This is a genomic window from Chryseobacterium sp. KCF3-3 (assembly GCF_045865955.1).
Classification (GTDB): Bacteria; Bacteroidota; Bacteroidia; order Flavobacteriales; family Weeksellaceae; genus Chryseobacterium.
In genome coordinates this window covers 2,133,467-2,149,848 of sequence record NZ_AP035792.1, presented here as the reverse complement: position 1 = coordinate 2,149,848, position 16,382 = coordinate 2,133,467, and the positions used below count along the sequence as shown (strand labels likewise).

At 36.3% G+C, this 16,382-nt stretch carries 17 protein-coding genes; 8 read left to right on the top strand and 9 right to left on the bottom strand.

Features of this window, described 5'->3' with window-relative positions; translation table 11 throughout:
• Window positions 1–3: 3 nt before the first annotated feature.
• The 4 genes from ACKTTZ_RS09610 to rsfS form a co-directional block, all read right to left on the bottom strand.
• Window positions 4–876, bottom strand: a complete 873-nt coding sequence (locus tag ACKTTZ_RS09610) for a phosphatidate cytidylyltransferase (RefSeq protein ID WP_034691581.1) — start codon at window positions 874–876, stop codon at window positions 4–6.
• A 24-nt stretch (window positions 877–900) separates the two neighbouring features.
• Window positions 901–1,482 carry an LUD domain-containing protein gene (locus ACKTTZ_RS09605; protein WP_034691583.1) on the bottom strand — a complete coding sequence of 194 codons (582 nt, stop codon included), beginning with the start codon at window positions 1,480–1,482 and terminating at the stop codon, window positions 901–903.
• A 136-nt stretch (window positions 1,483–1,618) separates the two neighbouring features.
• Complete coding sequence (gene ftsH, locus ACKTTZ_RS09600) at window positions 1,619–3,640, bottom strand: ATP-dependent zinc metalloprotease FtsH (protein ID WP_034691584.1); 2,022 nt, start codon at window positions 3,638–3,640, stop codon at window positions 1,619–1,621.
• 22 nt (window positions 3,641–3,662) lie between these two features.
• Window positions 3,663–4,028: a ribosome silencing factor gene (rsfS, locus tag ACKTTZ_RS09595; RefSeq protein WP_047376360.1), complete on the bottom strand. Its 366-nt coding sequence runs from the start codon at window positions 4,026–4,028 to the stop codon at window positions 3,663–3,665.
• A gap of 87 nt (window positions 4,029–4,115) precedes the next feature.
• Between rsfS and ACKTTZ_RS09590 the strand changes: the two genes are divergently transcribed.
• Window positions 4,116–4,829, top strand: a complete 714-nt coding sequence (locus tag ACKTTZ_RS09590) for a biotin--[acetyl-CoA-carboxylase] ligase (RefSeq protein WP_034691586.1) — start codon at window positions 4,116–4,118, stop codon at window positions 4,827–4,829.
• Here ACKTTZ_RS09590 and ACKTTZ_RS09585 read toward each other — a convergent pair.
• The 4 genes from ACKTTZ_RS09585 to ACKTTZ_RS09570 form a co-directional block, all read right to left on the bottom strand.
• A complete protein-coding gene (locus ACKTTZ_RS09585) occupies window positions 4,823–5,935 on the bottom strand; it encodes an LptF/LptG family permease (protein WP_034691587.1) in 1,113 nt (370 codons plus the stop codon). The two genes, ACKTTZ_RS09590 and ACKTTZ_RS09585, sit on opposite strands and share 7 nt — an antisense overlap.
• A gap of 5 nt (window positions 5,936–5,940) precedes the next feature.
• Window positions 5,941–7,071, bottom strand: coding sequence for a tRNA guanosine(34) transglycosylase Tgt (gene tgt / locus ACKTTZ_RS09580; RefSeq protein WP_034691588.1), 1,131 nt, complete (start codon window positions 7,069–7,071; stop codon window positions 5,941–5,943).
• Window positions 7,072–7,138: 67 nt separating this feature from the next.
• The gene (locus tag ACKTTZ_RS09575) at window positions 7,139–7,507 is read right to left on the bottom strand and encodes a DUF4296 domain-containing protein (protein WP_253316363.1); all 369 of its coding nucleotides are present in this window, start codon (window positions 7,505–7,507) and stop codon (window positions 7,139–7,141) included.
• A gap of 5 nt (window positions 7,508–7,512) precedes the next feature.
• Window positions 7,513–8,229, bottom strand: a complete 717-nt coding sequence (locus ACKTTZ_RS09570) for a polyprenol monophosphomannose synthase (protein WP_306596455.1) — start codon at window positions 8,227–8,229, stop codon at window positions 7,513–7,515.
• Window positions 8,230–8,569: 340 nt separating this feature from the next.
• Between ACKTTZ_RS09570 and ACKTTZ_RS09565 the strand changes: the two genes are divergently transcribed.
• The 4 genes from ACKTTZ_RS09565 (at window position 8,570) to ACKTTZ_RS09550 (ending at window position 12,451) form a co-directional block, all read left to right on the top strand.
• A complete protein-coding gene (locus ACKTTZ_RS09565) occupies window positions 8,570–9,139 on the top strand; it encodes a DUF4271 domain-containing protein (RefSeq protein WP_238594340.1) in 570 nt (189 codons plus the stop codon).
• Window positions 9,140–9,151: 12 nt separating this feature from the next.
• Window positions 9,152–9,892: a uroporphyrinogen-III synthase gene (locus ACKTTZ_RS09560; RefSeq protein WP_034691594.1), complete on the top strand. Its 741-nt coding sequence runs from the start codon at window positions 9,152–9,154 to the stop codon at window positions 9,890–9,892.
• Window positions 9,893–10,064: 172 nt separating this feature from the next.
• Window positions 10,065–12,113, top strand: a complete 2,049-nt coding sequence (locus ACKTTZ_RS09555) for a S9 family peptidase (protein ID WP_407848542.1) — start codon at window positions 10,065–10,067, stop codon at window positions 12,111–12,113.
• Window positions 12,110–12,451, top strand: coding sequence for a hypothetical protein (locus tag ACKTTZ_RS09550; RefSeq protein ID WP_079240088.1), 342 nt, complete (start codon window positions 12,110–12,112; stop codon window positions 12,449–12,451). Before ACKTTZ_RS09555 ends, ACKTTZ_RS09550 begins: the two co-directional genes overlap by 4 nt.
• Window positions 12,452–12,566: 115 nt before the next feature.
• Here the strand turns inward: ACKTTZ_RS09550 and ACKTTZ_RS09545 are convergent, their stop codons facing one another.
• Window positions 12,567–13,058 carry an SRPBCC domain-containing protein gene (locus tag ACKTTZ_RS09545; protein WP_407848540.1) on the bottom strand — a complete coding sequence of 164 codons (492 nt, stop codon included), beginning with the start codon at window positions 13,056–13,058 and terminating at the stop codon, window positions 12,567–12,569.
• A 201-nt stretch (window positions 13,059–13,259) separates the two neighbouring features.
• Here ACKTTZ_RS09545 and ACKTTZ_RS09540 point away from each other — a divergent pair, with 201 nt between their 5' ends.
• The 3 genes from ACKTTZ_RS09540 to ACKTTZ_RS09530 all read left to right on the top strand — a co-directional run bounded on the left by ACKTTZ_RS09540 (window position 13,260) and on the right by ACKTTZ_RS09530 (window position 16,364).
• On the top strand, window positions 13,260–14,804 hold the full coding sequence (locus ACKTTZ_RS09540; protein ID WP_407848538.1) for a sensor histidine kinase: 1,545 nt from the start codon (window positions 13,260–13,262) through the stop codon (window positions 14,802–14,804).
• Window positions 14,805–14,954: 150 nt separating this feature from the next.
• On the top strand, window positions 14,955–15,641 hold the full coding sequence (locus tag ACKTTZ_RS09535) for a response regulator transcription factor (RefSeq protein WP_002982671.1): 687 nt from the start codon (window positions 14,955–14,957) through the stop codon (window positions 15,639–15,641).
• Window positions 15,642–15,719: 78 nt separating this feature from the next.
• The gene (locus tag ACKTTZ_RS09530; protein WP_253316359.1) at window positions 15,720–16,364 is read left to right on the top strand and encodes a hypothetical protein; all 645 of its coding nucleotides are present in this window, start codon (window positions 15,720–15,722) and stop codon (window positions 16,362–16,364) included.
• The last annotated feature ends 18 nt before the right edge of the window (window positions 16,365–16,382 follow it).

Below are 16,382 nucleotides of genomic sequence, written 5' to 3'. Positions count from 1 at the left end.
AGACTAAATAAATTTTTCTAAAATAAAGTACAAATATACGACAGGAACGCAGATAATAAAACTATCCAGTCTGTCTAAAACTCCTCCATGCCCAGGAATGATGTTTCCACTGTCCTTTACACCGAAGTTTCTCTTCAATTGACTCTCCACCAAATCTCCTAAAGGAGCAAAGGCAGCAATCAAAAATCCTACTACCATCCAGTTGCCTCTCAGCTCAGGCTGATAATGTTCAATAAAGTAGGATAAAACCAATGTTAAAATAACACCTCCGGCATACCCTTCCCATGTTTTTTTAGGGGATATTTTAGGAGCCATTTTATGTTTACCGAAGAATTTCCCTACCAGATATGCAAAGGTATCGCTACTCCAGATCAGGATAAACAGAAACAGAACCTCCAAAGAGAAACTATCGCTATAGCTTGAGAACTTTGGCAGCCCCAATGCAAAACTAAATGGCAGAGCTACGTAGATTACGGTAAAAATAAGTTTCCCACTGTCGAAGTATAATTCGTTGGGATATTTGAATAAAGTAACCACAGCAATCCCAATAAGTGCCAGTGCCAGTATTTCACTAAGCCTGAAATCAAAAAAGAAATCGTGATTAAAATATCTTTTGGAAAACATGTAAAATATAAAAATGACCAATGGATATACGACCCATTTTTCATAGCCGTTTCCAAACTTCATGATTTTGACACATTCCCATGTTCCTACAATCAGCAGCAGGCTCATTAATCCATGATAAAGATACTGTTGCTTGATAAGACCAGGTGCAATATTGTTCAGCAGCTGTGCTCCCAGCGGAGTAGAACAAAGAATAATGATAGCTACATAAACGATACCTGATACGGTTCTTTGAATGAGATTTTTGTCCAAAATTTAAAATTTAGAAGTGGTTGCTTAATCTTCAAGCAGCAATAAAAACAGTTTTGTATTGGAATTGGAAGAACTGTCCATTTTCGATTGGCTTCCGCTTATGGAAGTAAGGTTCTTGATATTTCCGTTCCTTTTTATTTTCCCCATAGCATCATTCAGGTTGTTTACAATCTGAGAAACATTGGCAATGATGATAATTCTATCGGGAAGCCTTGAAGAATGATAATGAAGAATATTATTATGTGAAAGCATGATTCTGCCGTCATAAGCGATCAGATATTCACAGGTGATGAATGCGGCGTCATTAGACGGCTGTAGTTCTGAAGTATATGAAGACTTCACAACGTTCAAAAAATTCTGAAGTTCTTTATCCCAACAAAAAAGATTGTGGATCCCTTCTATTTTGATAATTTGATTTAAAGTTTGTAGAGCTTCCGCTTCATCTGCACAATAATTAAAAAATCCCCCCGAATGCGTAAATAATTGCGCAAACTTATAGTCAAGATCCGCATTTTTCAGCGAATCCCCAAGCTTCTCCAGGCTCTGTTTGTCCTCTTCTTCAGGCTGGTTGGTAAGTTTGCTTACAATCCTCTTGAATAAATTCAACTTAATCTATTTTTAGTCAACTTTATACAAAAATAGAAAATAAATTACAATAGTGTCCAAAATATCTCCTTAAATATGAAAAAACCTGACAATTTTGCAGTTGTCAGGTTTTTATGAATTCTATTTTTTAAGAGTCTTAAAGCTGTGTCGGGCTTTCTGGAGCCTGTATTTCGCTTTCTTCTTCTTTTTCTTTAATCTGAGGTGTTTCCACTACTACCGGCTGATCTTTTTCAGGAATAGTATTGGTTACAGGCTTCTCTGTCAATTCAGGATCCCATGCTCTTTTTCCGAATATTTCTTCTAAGTCTTCACGGAAGATCACTTCTTTTTCTAGCAGCTTATTAGCTAAAGCATCCAGTTTATCTTTATTATCAGCAAGGATTCTTATTGCTCTCTCATATTGGTTTTCAATGATAGATTTAATCTCTGCATCAATCTTAGTAGCCGTTTCTTCAGAATATGGTTTTCCGAAATTGTACTCAGACTGGCCTGAACTGTCATAATAAGAAATATTACCAATGTTCGGGCTTAATCCGTAGATTGTTACCATTGCCTGAGCTCTTTTCGTCACTGTCTCCAGGTCAGAAAGTGCTCCTGTAGAAATGTTATTGAAAATAACCTGCTCTGCTGCTCTACCTCCTAATGTTGCACACATTTCGTCCAACATCTGTTCAGTAGTGGTAAGCTGTCTTTCTTCAGGAAGGTACCATGCTGCTCCCAGTGAACGTCCTCTAGGAACGATCGTCACTTTTAAAAGTGGAGATGCGTGTTCTACCAACCATGAGATCGTAGCGTGCCCTGCTTCGTGGTAAGCCACCCTTCTTTTTTCAGAAGGCTTGATTGCTTTATTTTTCTTTTCAAGACCACCAATGATTCTGTCTACAGCATCAAGGAAATCCTGTTTTGTTACTGAAGTATGGTTATTTCTTGCTGCGATAAGCGCTGCTTCGTTACAAACATTTGCAATATCTGCTCCACTGAATCCTGGAGTCTGTTTTGCAAGAAACTCTCTGTCTACATTATCATCAAGTTTGATCTTTTTCAAGTGAACATCAAAGATCTGTCTTCTTTCGTGAAGCTCCGGAAGATCTACATAGATAGAACGGTCAAAACGTCCTGCTCTCATCAAAGCTTTATCAAGGATATCCGCTCTGTTGGTTGCTGCCATTACGATAACGTTGGTATCTGTTCCGAAACCATCCATTTCAGTAAGAAGCTGGTTCAAAGTGTTCTCTCTTTCATCGTTTCCGCCGGAGAAATTATTTTTTCCTCTTGCACGTCCGATAGCATCAATCTCATCAATGAAGATAATGGCCGGAGATTTTGCTTTAGCCTGAGCAAAAAGGTCTCTTACTCTGGAAGCTCCTACTCCTACAAACATTTCAACGAAATCAGAACCTGAAAGTGAGAAAAACGGAACTTTAGCTTCACCTGCAACAGCTTTCGCCAATAAGGTTTTACCTGTTCCCGGAGGCCCTACTAAAAGAACTCCTTTAGGAATTTTACCTCCCAGTTTTGTATATTTTTCAGAGTTTTTCAAGAAATCTACTACTTCCTGAACTTCTTCTTTAGCACCTTCCAATCCTGCAACATCTTTAAATGTTACCTGAATTCTTTCTTTTTCGTCGAAAAGCTTCGCTTTAGATTTTCCGATAGAGAAAATTTGTCCGCCAGGACCTCCACCACCGCCCATCTTTCTGAAAAGAAGGAAGTAGAATAATCCAAGAATAGAAATCCAAACCAATGCAGGAACCAAGATGTCCATTAATGCACTCTTACCTGTTCCGTAATCTTTTGTTGTTTTAATAACCGGATTGCTGGCTTTGACCTGTTCAAATTTCTGAAGGAAAAGTTGAAGGTCTCCGTATTTCACAGAAAAATCTGCTTTAGGAGCCATTTCGAAGGCAGAAAGAGGGTTGTTTTCTTTTCCGGCTTTGGAAACCATTGCCGATTTTGCTTCTTTTGTTAGGAAAACATCAGCTTTCTCTATGTCTTTGTATATAATTATATTCTGGACTTTGCCCGCCTGCATTTCTCTAAAGAAACCATCTTCATCAATAGATTTTGCTGCATCACCTCCAAGGAAATTGGAGCCAAAGAATAGCAAAAGAGCTACGATTGCAATAGGAAAGAACCAGTTGAATCCTTTATTATTCATTTAGACTTTTTAAATTTTTTTATTATTCATTTTCAATTTTGGTAATGACTGCGTCACCCCAAAGCTCTTCTATATCGTAGTACTCACGTACCTGTTTTTGGAATATATGAACCACCACTGAAACGTAATCCACCAATACCCACATCGCATTTTCAGTACCTTCTACGTGCCAAGGTCTGTCTTGTAGTTCGTTTCTTACTTTCTTCTCTACACTTCCTGCCAATGCAGCTACCTGTGTATTTGAGTTTCCACTACATATCACGAACGTTTCTGCTACGGAGTTTTCGATGTTTGAAAGATCGAAGATCATAATGTCTTCCCCTTTTACATCCTGGATAGCTTCAACGATTTTATCTATTAACGCTTGTTTTTCTGCTGTTTTATTCATTAAAAAAATACTATAATCTGCAAATTTATTGTTTTTTCTTTACTTTAACCTTACTTTTACCCTCTTAATCTCTTAAAGTTTTCTTAAATGAGCCAACTCTTCTATCTGAAAGAATGTTCTTCTACTAATGACGAAATATCAAAGTTTTTACTTTACGGAGATTCAAATTTTATAGGGCTTCATACTTTTAATCAAACTAAAGGCCGTGGTCAGTATGGAAATACCTGGACTCAGACTGCCGGAAAAAATCTGGCTTATACGCTGGCAGTGAATACTCAGAACATCCTGTGCTCCGACTTTATGTTCAATTATTATACCGCAATGGTGATCCGGGATTTCCTTGCCAAATTGTCTGACTCTGAGGTAAAAATCAAATGGCCGAATGATATTATCCTTAAAGGTAAAAAAATCGTTGGAATTTTAATAGAAAAGAAAAAAATTAATCAAAATAATTATTTCATCATCGGAGCCGGGATCAATATTCTTCAGGAAAATTTTGATAAAATATCCAATGCAGGATCACTTCTGACGCAGACAGAGATCCAATTTGATCTGGAAGATCTTGCATTCAACCTTCATGAATATCTGTCTGAAAGGCTCAAAAACATACCTTCAGATCAGGAAATTCTGGATGGATTTAATAAAAACCTTTTCAGAAAGGATCAGATATCAGTCTTTGAAATTGAAAAAGAGCGACAAAATGGCATCATCCGACATGCAGACGAAAAGGGTGAACTCTGGATCGAACTGGAAGACGGAATGCATTCCTTTTATCACAAAGAAGTAAAATTACTTTACTGATTGGCTCTCTTGATATAAAGATAAAGAGTAAGTGGTAAAAACACCATATTAGGCAGCCACATGGCTACAGCCGGAGACAAACTTTTATTTTCCGAAACCACTTTTAAGGCTTCGAATGAAAACACAAAAATAAAGGCCAATGAGATCCCTATTGCAAGGTTAACTCCTAATCCTCCCCTTTTCTTTTGTGATGACAGAGAAAGTGCCAGGAAGGTCAGAATAATGATTGAAACAGGCATTGACGTTCTTTGGTGAAGTTCATTCAGGTAAGAATTCAGGTTACTGTTTCCTCTTTCTTTTTCTCTTTCAATAAATTTTAAAAGTTCCGGAGTGGTTTTATTTTGTCCTAAGAGCTCGTTAGGGAAAAGTTCTTCCGGTGAGTGACCGTAGTTTTTCCTTAATTCTATTCCGTTTCCGAGCTTTTCGGTATTGTCTTTATTGATCGTTTTTTCCAGATAGTTATTTAAGACAAACTGTTTTTTGGCTTTATCCCAATATACTTCACTTGCTTTCAGCTCATAGGTCATTTTTCTGTCTTTATCGTATTTCTGATAGACAAAACTCGACCCTCTTTTTTCTCTTTTATTCCATGAATCAACGAAAATATATTCCGTTTTACTCAGCTGTGAAGAAGCAGGAGCTGTTCCTAAAATCTTTTCTTTATTGGCCGCATTATAAGTATAGGCCTCCAGTTCATTTTTCTTGATATTGGCCCACGGCAGCACCATATGATAGACTACAAGAGCAATTAATCCGATAAAAATAGAGGTTACCAGATAGGGCTTGGAAAACCTGTGAAAACTGGCTCCACTACTGATAATAGCAACAATTTCAGTGTTATTTGCCATTCTGGAGGTAAAATAAATCACCGAAATAAATACCAGAATGGAAAGAAAGGTCACCACAAGATTGATAATCCAGAAAGGATAAAAATGAATAAGAAAATAGGTCAGATCCAGTTTTGGATCAATAGCCTTAGCATTCTCAATTCTTGGAATCTTTTGCTGAACATCGATTACCAATACGACTATAGACAATAGCACCAACATGAAACTGAAAGTTCCAAGGTATTTTTTAATGATATATCTGTCTACAATTTTAAGCATATCTCTTACAGTCTTTGTCTAAGAACCGGTACTACAGAGTTTTTCCACTCATAGAAATCACCTGCCACAATATGTTCTCTGGCTACTTTTACCAAATCAAGATAGAAGGCAAGATTATGAATCGAAGCAATCTGTTTTGCAAGATATTCTTTAGACACAAACAGGTGACGAAGATACGCTTTTGAATATTCACGATCTACAAAACTGGTCCCAAATTCATCTAAAGGCGAAAAATCGCGCTTCCATTTTTCATTTTTAAGGTTCATCACCCCTTGCCACGTGAAAAGCATTGCATTTCTTGCATTTCTTGTTGGCATTACACAATCCATCATGTCAATTCCCAGTCCGATAGATTCCAGGATATTCCATGGAGTTCCTACTCCCATCAGGTATCTAGGTTTTTCTTTTGGAAGGATATCTGTTACTTCATCAGTGATTCTGTACATTTCTTCTTCAGGCTCTCCTACCGAAAGTCCTCCGATAGCATTTCCTTCTGCTCCTGCTTCAGAAATCACTTCTGCAGAAATCTTTCTAAGATCAGAATAGGTAGATCCCTGAACAATAGGGAAAAGCCTTTGCTTATGTCCGTATAATTCAGGATTATCATTCGTCCATTCAATACATCTTTTCAGCCAACGGTGAGTAAGCTCCATAGATGATTTCGCCTGGTTGTAATCACAAGGGTAAGGAGTACATTCGTCAAAAGCCATGAAAATATCGGCTCCGATTTGTCTTTGGATCTCCATTGATCTTTCCGGAGAGAACATATGATAACTTCCGTCGATGTGAGATTTGAATCTCGCCCCTTCTTCTGTCATCTTTCTGTTACTAGCCAGTGAAAATACCTGAAAACCTCCTGAATCGGTAAGAATAGGAAGATCCCAGTTCATGAATTTGTGTAAACCACCTGCATCCTGCATCGTTTCCATGCCCGGACGAAGGTATAAGTGATAAGTATTTCCCAGAATAATCTGAGCTTTAATATCTTCTTTTAATTCTCTCTGATGAACTGTTTTCACACTTGCTACAGTTCCCACAGGCATAAAAATAGGAGTTTGAATCTTCCCGTGATCTGTGGTAATTTCCCCTGCTCTTGCTTTTCCTTCAGAGGTTTTTTCTATATTAAAAAATTTCATCTCTATACTTTTTTAAATGCACTGTTTTGGCCAGTGATTTTTGTAAAACAGAAACTATTATGGTAATTTACCTCACTAAGGGGATTACAGTACCATTCTGTTTCAGTTTTTCCTTTACATATTTATCTGCTTTGGGATCTTTTTTCAGCAATATTTCCTGAGCATCATTGGTGATCCCATCCATTTCTTCTTTAATTACATAGTATTTGAAACTATCTACAAAATCATCAGGCTTTACCTTATGTGATTTCAAAACAGCTCTTGTTCCTGCTTCCATATTTTTGTCAGGATATACAAAAATAGCCTGATCGTTGATTGCAAGATCGGCAATAATTTCCGCCATCATATCTTTATCGATCAGATTTTTAGGCTTATCAATATAATCGCCGCACGAAAGCAAGCCCAACAAAACGAAAATAAAGATTAACTTTTTCATCAGTTTCATAATCTGTTGATGATTGATTTCCATTTTAAGTTCAGCACTCCAAAAACAGCTTCATGGATAATTCCACCATTCATTTTGCTTTCTCCTAAAATTCTGTTGGTAAATATAATAGGAACTTCTACAATTCTGAAGCCTTTTTTAAAAGCTCTGAATTTCATTTCAATCTGAAATCCATATCCCTTCAGTTTTACATTATCCAATCCTATTTCTTCCAATACTTTTCTTGAAAAACAGACAAATCCGGCAGTGGTATCATGAATTGGAAGTCCTAATACAAACCTTACATATTTGGAGGCAAAATAAGAAAGCAATACTCTTCCCATAGGCCAGTTCACTACATTCACTCCTTTTGAGTAACGGGATCCGATGGCCATATCTGCATTTCTGCATGCTTCAAAAAGTTTCGGCAGATCGTTAGGATTGTGTGAAAAATCAGCATCCATTTCAAAAATATAATCGTATTTATTTTCGATGGCCCATTTAAAACCATGGATATATGCCTTTCCCAATCCGTCTTTTACATGTCTTATGGATAAGTGTAAATAATGCGGATGTTTCTTCTGTAGTTCTTTTACAATTTCTGCAGTTCCATCCGGAGAAGAATCATCTACTACTAAGATATGAAAGTCGTCCTCCAATGCAAAAACCGCGGAAATAATATTTTCAATATTTTCCTTTTCGTTATATGTTGGGATGATGACGAGTTTTTTCATTTCAGTTTGCAAAGATAGTTTATTTAACCTTTTTATTTTATACAAAATAATCTATAATTTTGCAAAAATATTTCTCGGGGATTAAGCGGATGAAACAGAAACTTTTATTCAACAGATCTGAACAATACGTAAAATCGGTGGGAGCAAATATTATAACTGCAGATTCATGGATCTGGTGACAGGAAAATCTGTGCCGGGCTGTGTTATCTGAAGTTAAATAATAAATAAAAAAACTTAAATTTTGCCATCATCACAACACTTCATCAATCACGTAAGAATACCTGAGAACAATGATTGGGTAATCTTTATCCTTGTGGGCTGTATATTTTTATATGTTTTTATGATGAACGTCATAGAAAGAGATGCCAGCCTCAAAGATTTTCTGCTTCAGAAATATTTTGATGCAAGCAACAACCTTCCCAGCTGGATTATCACGTCCTGTGTAACGACACTTACCCTGTCTGTATTAATTTCACAGTACGTTCCTATCGTACCGAAATATATTGCAGATCTTCAGCTTCTGGGATATCAGCTTAATAAATTTGGATATACATTGCTGGCAGTGCTTCTTTTTTATTTAACAAAGTCAACATTAGGATTTCTATTTTACCAAAGCATAGGGGATGGAAAAAAATGGACTATTTTTTATTTTACCTCCACAAAATTTTATTTCATTCTTTCATTTTTGCTAATAATTCTTTGTGTAGCCCATTATTACTTCCCGATAGACAGAAATAAAATGTTTTTATATTATTTCTGCTTCTTTGCTTTTGTATTCATTTTCAAAGTCTTTTTCTATTTATTTCACAAGAACAAGATTCTTCCCGAGAAATGGTATTATAAATTTTTGTATATTTGCACCCTCCAAATCGCACCATTATTATTGCTTTGGAAGTTGTTATTTTTTTAATAAAAGTCAATGATGAGAATAAAGTCTATATTGGTTTCTCAACCAGCGCCTAGTGAGTCTTCTCCATATTTGGATATAGCGAAGAAGGAAAAAATAAAGATTGATTTCCGTCCATTTATCCACGTCGAAGGGGTTGACAATAAAGAGCTCAGAACACAGAAAATAGATCTGACGCAGTATACCGGTATTATTTTTACCAGTAAAAATGCGATTGACCATTACTTCAGACTAGCAGAGGAATTGCGTTTTGCCGTTCCGGATACAATGAGATATATCTGCCAGTCGGAAGCAATTGCCAACTACCTTCAAAAGCATATTGTGTACAGAAAAAGAAAAATCAGCTTTGGGGAGAAAAACTTCTCAGATCTGCTTCCTCTTTTCAAAAAATTCCCAACTGAAAAATATCTGTTGCCATCTTCAGATGTTTTGAGTCCGGATATTGTAAAAACCATGGATGCATCTAATGTAGACTGGACAAGAGCAATTATGTACCGTACCGTATGCAGCGACCTTACAGATATCAATGTTAAAGATTATGACATGCTGATTTTCTTCAGTCCGCAGGGAATAAAATCACTACAACAAAATTTCCCTGACTTCAAGCAGGATGAAACAAAGATCGGAGTTTTTGGAAACACGACTTTGGCAGCTGCAGAAGAAGCAGGATTAAAAGTAGATTTAATGGCACCTACGAAGGAAACTCCTTCTATGACAATGGCCCTTGAAAAGTATATTAAAGCACTTCACAAATAGTCTTTAATTATAAAAATACAATGAACCATCTTTTCAATAAAGGAAAGATGGTTTTTTTTTACCTAAATTTGAACAAAAATTAATATTGAAAGGATTTCTGCTTAAATTACTTACTTTCAGAAGAAAAGTATAAAGACCTATTCTATTCAATAAAAAAAATAAAATACCCCGGATGAAAGCTCCACAGGCAAAAAAAATAGAAAAAATACTGGAAACCCACGGCGATATAAGAACCGATAATTACTTTTGGTTGAATGAAAGGGAAAACCCTGAAGTAATCAAATATATTGAGGAAGAAAATGCCTACGAAGAATTCATCATGAAAGATACGGAAGCCCTTCAGGAAGAGCTTTTCGAAGAGATGAAAGCCCGTTATAAAAAGGATGATGAGTCTCTTCCTTATTTCTTTAATGAATACTGGTATATTGTACGTTATGAAGAAGGTAAGGAATATCCTATTTTCTGCAGAAAGCACAAAAGCCTCGACAATGAAGAGGAAATTGTACTCGACGTTAATATTCTGGCAGAAGGCAAAGAGTTTTTCGAAGTAGGAAGTGTTGCCGTAAGCCCCAGCAACGAACTGGCTTCTTTTTCTTCTGATGATGTAGGAAGAAGAATTTATACGCTTAATTTTAAAAACTTAAAAACCGGAAAAATCCTGCCAGACACTATTCCTAATACGACAGGAAAAGCTGTTTGGGCGAATGATAACCAGCATATTTTTTACATCAGAAAAGATAAAAGTCTTCGCGCATTTCAGGTGTACAGACACAAGCTGGGAACAGATTCTGCAGAGGATGTACTGATCTTCCATGAAGAAGATGATACTTTCGATGTTAATGTATTTAAAACAAAATCGTTACAATATATTTTCATTGCAAGCTCAAGCACTATTTCTGATGAACATCGCTTTATCCCTTCTGATAATGTATTTGCAGAATGGATAGTGATCCAGCCAAGAATAGATGACCTTGAATATTCTGTAGAGCATTATGAAGATGAGTTTTACATCATTACCAATGCGGACGATGCCATCAATTTCAAGATTGTAAAGGCAAAGATTGATAACTGCGGTATGGAAAACTGGATTGATGTTATTCCGCACCGTGCAGAAGTTTTACTGGAAGGTTTTGAAATTTTCAAAGATTATCTGGTGTTGGAAGAAAGAGAAAGAGGACTGCTTCAGATCAAAATTATTGATGAAAAGACACAGGAATCTTATTACTTACCTTTCTCCGATCCTACTTATACAGCATATATCGGGATCAATCTGGAATTTGATACAGAGATTTTACGTTACGGCTACACATCCCTTACACAGCCTAGCTCCACTTATGAGTATAATATGAAGGACAAGACTACAAAATTACTGAAGCAACAGGAAGTTTTGGGTGGAAAGTTTGTTCCTGAAAATTATATTTCAGAAAGAATCTGGGCCGACTCCAGAGATGGAAAAACTAAAGTTCCTATTTCTCTAGTATATCATAAAAATACCAAAAAGTCTGCTGACACTCCGCTTCTTCTGTATGGATATGGAAGTTACGGACATACCGTTGATGCCAGCTTTTCAAATGTAAGATTATCTTTACTGGACAGAGGTTTCATCTATGCTATTGCGCATATCCGTGGTGGAGAATATTTGGGAAGAGAATGGTATGAAGACGGAAAAATGCTGTTTAAGAAAAATACATTCTTTGATTTTATTGATGCAGGAAAATATTTAATTAAGGAAAATTATACTTCATCAAAACACATGTATGCGATGGGAGGAAGTGCCGGAGGACTGTTGGTAGGTGCTGTGGTGAATTATGAGCCTCAGTTATTCAACGGAATTGTAGCACAGGTGCCATTCGTAGATGTTGTTTCTACGATGCTTGATGATACAATCCCTTTGACAACCGGGGAATATGATGAATGGGGAAATCCAAATGACGAAGAATATTATCATTATATGAAAGATTATTCTCCTTATGATAATGTAGAAGCTAAAGATTACCCTCACATGCTGATCACTACAGGATTCCATGACTCTCAGGTGCAGTATTGGGAACCGGCAAAATGGACGGCAAAACTGAGAGAGCTAAAAACAAACGATAATATGTTAGTATTTAAAACTGACATGAGCTCCGGACACGGAGGAGCAAGCGGAAGATTTGAATCTCTGAAGGAAGATGCGTTGGAATTCGCATTTTTATTAAAATTAGAAAATCAAAAAGAATGATTAACGAATCCGAATATTGGAAAAAAATAGAACAGTTCTTCGAAGATAATTTTCAGACTGAGAAGAATCCGCCCATTGAAACCCTTTTATTTCTGATAGGGTTACAGGAGTTGGGAAGCGGCCAGCAAAAATACACAAAAGAAGACAAGGTAAACCTGATTCACATTGCGGTTTGCAGACTGCTAGAACCTTTTGGATATTATAAATTTACCCACTATGAAGACGGATGGCCACAATTTGAAAGCCTGGAAGAACTTCCGGAATTAAAACCTAATGAGCAGACTTTGCTTATGAAAAAGGCAATTATCCAGTACTTTCAGGAAGAAGAGCTTTTATAAAGGCTGGAGTCTTGAAGAATGAAGCAGGAAGCTAATCCCTGTCAATAAATAAAAATAGGGTTTTCCAATGGAAAACCCTATTTTTATAAATAACTGTATTTCTATACACTCAAATTCATCCAATCAATTTTTCAAGTTGATTCAGTCCCATTTTAAATCCTTCTTCAAATCCCATGTCCATGAGCTTTTTCATGACTTCAGGAGAATGGTAATGGATATTGATGGTTACTTTCGTTCCCTCTTCCACTCCAGTAAAACCGATTAACCATTTTGACCTTGGAAAATCTTCATTAATATTTCCTTTCTCATCACAGAAAGCACTCATCCACTCAAGACTTCTGTGTTCTGTAATTTCTCCGTATTGAGTTTGAGAATACATCGGTCCTTTTTCACCATTTGGTCCTACCATGGTATACATCCAGATCCCACCTTCTTTGAAATCCTGACTTACCGTTTCACATTTCCACGGCTTAGGTCCCCACCATTGATCCAATAATTCGGCTTCTGTAAAATACTTCCACACTGTTGAAACATCAGCCTTATAAATCTTCATCACATAAGTGCTGGACGCATCAAAATCTTTGTTGAAAATGATATTAGATTCCATAAATATTTATTTTTAATAAAGTTAGCACTTTATTTATTGAAAGGGACTTTTCATATGACAACTAAAAGAAAATTCATAAATAATTGTTAAAAAACACTCTTTTAAGAAAAAAAAAACAATTTTTTGGCTCGTTTTTTGTTTAGGTACTCTTAAAACAATTAATTTTAACATTCATTTTTTCAAAACCTATATAATTAAATAATGAATAATAAATTCATCCCAATAATTTCAGTGTTTATGACAATCTCACTGATTGTCTTCGTAACGCTCCAATTTTATTGGTTGAAAGGCTATTACGGAGTACTGGAACAGGATTTTTCAAATAAAGTGTATGCGGTTTTGGAAAGTACTTCAAAAAGTATTGAAGAGATAGAAGCGGACAAATACCTGAATCAGGATTATAAAGATTTCAGAAAAAATATTCTGGCAAACAGCAAACAGCCGTCTTTAACTACAATCCAACAAGTTGAAGACTCTGGTACACAAAGACAGATTATTTACTCCAAAAATATTATTGAAAAAACACAACTTCCGATTTCCCAAAAAGGAGATTCTATTAAGCTGACCACTTTGTATACAGATGAGGCTGCATATAAAATAAAAAGAGATACCACCAATCGCGAACTTCTTACCACAGACATCAATCAGGAGATTGAAACAGGAGATTACTCCATGAAAGAATTTGTGAAAGTGTATGGAAATAACCTTCCTATTACCAAAAGAGTGGATCCGAAAACACTTGACTCTGTTATTGCCAAAGAGCTTAAAATAAGAGGTATTACGGCCAAGTTCGGATATGGAGTTCTGGATCGTAATAATAAGCTTACCAGCATTGCCAATAAGGCTTACAAAGAAAAAAAGGACAGCAATACCTATAGCTTTCCTCTTTTTGCTGATAAGAAAAACACGTTATACAGTCTTGCATTGGTATTCCCTAAAAAAGAATATTCACTGGCGATGAATAACTGGCCGATGTTGTTAGGAACATTCCTTTCTCTCCTTACCATTCTTGGGATTTATATTATATCCATTAATTATATGATGAGGCAGAAGAAGCTTGCTGAAGTGAAAACAGACTTCATCAACAATATGTCTCATGAATTTAAAACACCATTGGCAACCATTTCTGTAGCCACGGATTCTTTGGCCAATGATAAAATTGCCACCAATCCGGATAAGGTAAAATACTATTCCGAACTGATCAAGCAGGAGAACTTAAGAATGAAAAAGCAGGTGGAAAATGTGCTTAACATGTCCAAGCTTGAAAGAAATGAAGTGGAATTATTCTTAAAAGAAACCAATGTAAGAGAATTGATCAAAAGAACTACAGAATCTTTCAATCTGATTGTACAGCAAAGAAACGGAACGCTTACGCAGAAGTTCAATGCTACTCATTATAATTTTAAGATAGATGAATTCCACATCTCCAATATGCTGGTGAATTTACTTGATAATGCCAACAAATATTCTCCTGAAGCACCGGAAATACATGTGGAAACAAGAAATGAGGGACACTGGTATGTGATTGAAATTTCCGATAAAGGAATGGGAATGGACACCCAGAATAAAACCAAAATTTTCGAAAAATTCTTTAGAGAAGAAACCGGAAATATACACAATGTAAAAGGACAGGGATTAGGTCTTTCATACGTGAAGAAAATTGTAGAACTGCACAAAGGACAGATTATTGTAGACTCTCATAAAGGTAATGGAAGTACGTTCACGATAAAGCTGCCAATGGGATAGAATGCAAATGATGAATGATCAGTTATCAATGATCGTTTATCAATGATCGTTTATCAATTATAAAAATAAAAAGGTTAAACCAAATATCAAAATATAGAAGATAGAGTGAGGAAGTTCATTCTTAATTGTTAATTTTTAATTATTAAAATTATGAGCAACAGAATATTATTAGTAGAGGACGATCAGAGTTTCGGGGCGGTGCTTAAAGATTATTTGACCATCAATAATTTTGAAGTAACTCTTGCCACTGATGGGGAGCAGGGACTAAAAGAATTTACAGAAAATGAATTCGATATCTGCATATTTGACGTAATGATGCCTAAAAAAGACGGATTTTCATTAGCGGAAGACGTAAAAAAGATTGATAAAAATACACCTATCATTTTCCTTACTGCAAGAAACATGAGAGAAGATATCTTGAAAGGATATCAGCTGGGCGCAGATGATTATATCACAAAACCATTTGACACTGAACTTCTTTTATACAAAATAAAAGCTATTCTTCAGAGAAGTTCTACATTGGAAAATGAAGAGCAGGAGCAGTTTAAAATCAGCAATATTTTCTTTGACTCTATGCTAAGACAGCTGAAAGTAGGTGATAAAGAATACAAACTTTCTCCTAAAGAAAATGAATTATTAAAACTTCTTTGCATCCACAGAAATGATTTTATGCCGAGAGATCTTGCTTTAAGAAAGATCTGGAAAAAAGAAAATTACTTTACTGCAAGAAGTATGGACGTATATATCGCAAAGCTTCGTAAACTATTAAAAGACGACGAAGGATTGGAAATTATCAACGTTCACGGAGAAGGATTTAGACTTTTGGTAAAAAATTAATCCAAAAATCAAATTATAAGTATAAAATTAGCAAAACAATTGGAAATGTTTTGCTAATTTTGTTTCATACCCATGGATATGAAGAATACATTTATAGGTTTGATCGCCGTATCACTATTAGCTGCATCTTGTAAAAAGGATGAAAGAGCTACTTATTTAAAAGAAGAAGCCAACGCTGGCCAGCCCAACGTAGCCCTAAATACCACCTCAAAAACTGCTCTGATGGATCAGGCAGGCATCCAATCCAACTCTACTCCTGCTCCTATGGCAACAGCTCCAGGAATGAATCCTCCACACGGGCAACCTGGGCATCGATGCGATATTCCGGTAGGACAACCTCTGAATGGTGCTCCAGCAGCAGCTACTCCAGCTACGCAAAATGTAAACGTGAATGGAGGGAATACAATCCAAATTGATCCCAATGCTGTATCACCAGGAAAAATCACCCTTGATAACAACGGAAAACAGGTAAAAACCGCTCCGGGAATGAATCCTCCCCACGGACAGCCCGGACACCGATGTGATATTCCCGTAGGCCAACCCTTAAACAGTAAACCAGCTCCTGCACCACAGCCGGCACAAAATGTAGTCCAGCCTTCTCCAAGTCCTGCCCCTGCACCTGCTGCTCAGAATCTGGCGATGGGTGAAAAGCCCAAACTGAATCCGGCACATGGAGAACCTTGGCATAGCTGCTCTCTAAAAGTTGGTGATCCTTTGCCATAAATTTTGTATTTTTGCAGA